This is a genomic window from Planktothrix sp. FACHB-1355, from assembly GCF_014748295.1.
Classification (GTDB): domain Bacteria; phylum Cyanobacteriota; class Cyanobacteriia; order Cyanobacteriales; family Aerosakkonemataceae; genus Aerosakkonema; species Aerosakkonema funiforme_A.
In genome coordinates, this window is sequence record NZ_JACJUP010001049.1 from 1 (window position 1) to 2,394 (window position 2,394).

3 protein-coding genes are annotated in these 2,394 nt (G+C 43.6%); 2 read left to right on the plus strand and 1 reads right to left on the minus strand.

Features of this window, described 5'->3' with window-relative positions:
* The first annotated feature begins 321 nt into the window (after positions 1–321).
* Both rpmF and H6S82_RS28800 read left to right on the plus strand, forming a co-directional pair.
* On the plus strand, positions 322–498 hold the full coding sequence (rpmF, locus tag H6S82_RS28795; protein WP_190462593.1) for a 50S ribosomal protein L32: 177 nt from the start codon (positions 322–324) through the stop codon (positions 496–498).
* A 137-nt stretch (positions 499–635) separates the two neighbouring features.
* On the plus strand, positions 636–1,241 hold the full coding sequence (locus H6S82_RS28800; protein WP_190462698.1) for a sulfite oxidase-like oxidoreductase: 606 nt from the start codon (positions 636–638) through the stop codon (positions 1,239–1,241).
* Positions 1,242–1,541: 300 nt separating this feature from the next.
* On the opposite strand, the gene H6S82_RS28805 is transcribed toward H6S82_RS28800, so the two are convergent.
* On the minus strand, positions 1,542–2,394 hold an 853-nt coding region (locus tag H6S82_RS28805), incomplete at its 5' end, for an aldehyde dehydrogenase family protein (protein WP_191057142.1).

The window sequence follows — 2,394 nt, forward strand, 5'->3', positions numbered from 1 at the left end:
TACGGGAACTCAGCCCGGTTTCAATAATTTCAATAATACGAACGGCAACAACAGCAACGGATTCAACGGTACTGGCTTCGGTAACGCGACAGGCACCTCTGGAACTGGCACAGCTGGTGGGGCAACAGGTCGCTAAAAAATGTCGGAAATAGGGAAAAAAACTCTGTTTCGACGCTTAGGGTGGGTAAGTCCCCCTGATGGTCGCCGCAGCCGATGAAGGAAGTGCGATCGAAAAGCTCGTTTTAAACTAGAACAAAGATTCACTAGCTTAATCGATCGCCTAAAATAAGAGGGCTGTCCACCATTAGCACACTCATAATCATGGCAGTTCCTAAGAAGAAAACATCCAAGTCAAAACGGGATATCCGTAAAGCCACCTGGAAACGTAAGGCGGCGCTACAGGCACAGAAAGCCCTCAGCTTGGGCAAGTCAATTCTGACCGGTAGGTCTACATTCGTGTACCCATCCAAGGAAGAAGAAGAGGAAGAAGAGTCATAGCACCTAGTTAGCTCGATCGAGCAGTCTGTTAACCCACTGCTGATTGTGTTGAAAAATGTGAACATAAATGCTAACACGACAGCTCAACAGCGCTGTCGTGTTGTGTTAGCAGGGAAAACTTTATTGCTGTGGATGATATGTTAGGAAAATTTTTCAAAAAGCCAGGGCCAGAAATGAGCGATCGCATTCCTCCCGGTCAATACGAAACCAAGGGTTTCCCGGTGTTGACCTACGGCAATACACCTGACATCAAGATCGAAAACTGGCAATTTCGAGTCTGGGGTTTGGCAAAACCAGCCGCCTTGACTTTCTCAGATTTCATGGCTATGCCCCAAAACAATTTCACCGCCGATTTTCACTGCGTTACGCGCTGGTCTAAACTCGATGTCCAGTGGACTGGGGTGAAAGTGCTGGACTTCATGAAATACATAGAGGTAGACCCCAACGCCGCTCACATTATGGAACATTGTTATGGCGGCTACACAACAAACATCAGTATGGAAGATTTCCTGCGGGAAGAAAACTTTTTTGCCCATACTTTATTCGGCGAACCGCTACCCCCAGACCACGGTGGCCCTTTGAGGCTGGTAGTTCCGCATCTTTACGCTTGGAAAAGTGCTAAATGGCTCAACGGTTTAGAATTTCTAGACAGTGAAGAACTCGGTTTTTGGGAACGCAATGGTTACCACCGACGAGGCGAACCTTGGGCGGAGGAACGCTATAGCGGGAGCTTTAACTTTTAAGTTGAAAACAGATTTTAGATTTTAGATGTAATTAAATCTGAAATCTAAAATCTGAAATTTGAAATTCAAGTAAATAATCTCATATCCGATAGCATCGATCGCATAAAAAAAATGCGTTTTTATCTGCGTTTATCTGCGTTTATCTGTCTTTCATCTGCGGTGAAAATTTAACCCCTGATATTGTGTTTGGTAGCATCGGTAGTGTCAGAATGATATTGAGGATTGTCTGCACAAATCGTTGGTTAAAATTTAACCACAGATGGAAACAGATAAACACAGATAAACACAGATGTGATATCCCTACTTAAGACCGAGGATTCGCTTCAACAGATTTAATTTACCCTGATAGGGAGCGTAGCGCAATTTCATATCTACCAAAAAAGAATTTTTCAATACACTTTTTTGATGGGAGAAAGTATCAAAACTGGTTTTGCCGTGATAAGCTCCTATACCGCTGTCGCCCACACCGCCAAAGGGTAGTTCCGGTATGCCAATGTGCATGATAGTGTCGTTAATGCAGACGCCGCCGGATGAAGTTTCGCGCAAAATGCGCTCTTGACGATCTTTGTTTTTAGAAAAGAAGTAAAGGGCTAGAGGTTTTGGTCGATCGTTAACTATAGAAATCGCTTCTGTTAGATCGTTGTATGTTATAACTGGCAGAATCGGGCCAAAAATTTCCTCTTGCATGATCGGTGCATCCAGCGATACATTGTCTATTACTGTTGGAGCTATATAATTGTTTTCTGCATCCGTTTCCCCCCCAACAATAATTTCGCCGTCTTTCAAGAAAGCTGCCAGTCTGGAAAAGTGTTTTTTATTGATGATTCTGGTATAGTCGGGGCTTTTGGCTGGATCGTCGCCATAAAATTCTTGAATGCACTTTTTGATTGCATCTAACAAATCTTTTTTGATATTGTGATTGACTAATAGATAATCGGGTGCAATGCAAGTTTGTCCGGCATTGATAAACTTACCCCAAGCTATCCTTCTGGCGGCGATCTCGATTTGGGTATCGGCATCAACTATACACGGACTTTTGCCGCCGAGTTCTAGAGTAACTGGCGTCAAATGTTTGGCTGCTGCTTCCATAACTATTTTGCCAACATTTGTGCCGCCAGTAAAAAAGATACGATCAAATTTCTCTTTTAATAGC

Excerpts from the sequence above, each read along its gene's own strand:
- H6S82_RS28800 (WP_190462698.1), top strand. The coding sequence starts at position 636 with ATGTTAGGAAAATTTTTCAAAAAGCCAGGGCCAGAAATGAGCGATCGC.
- rpmF (WP_190462593.1), top strand. The coding sequence starts at position 322 with ATGGCAGTTCCTAAGAAGAAAACATCCAAGTCAAAACGGGATATCCGT.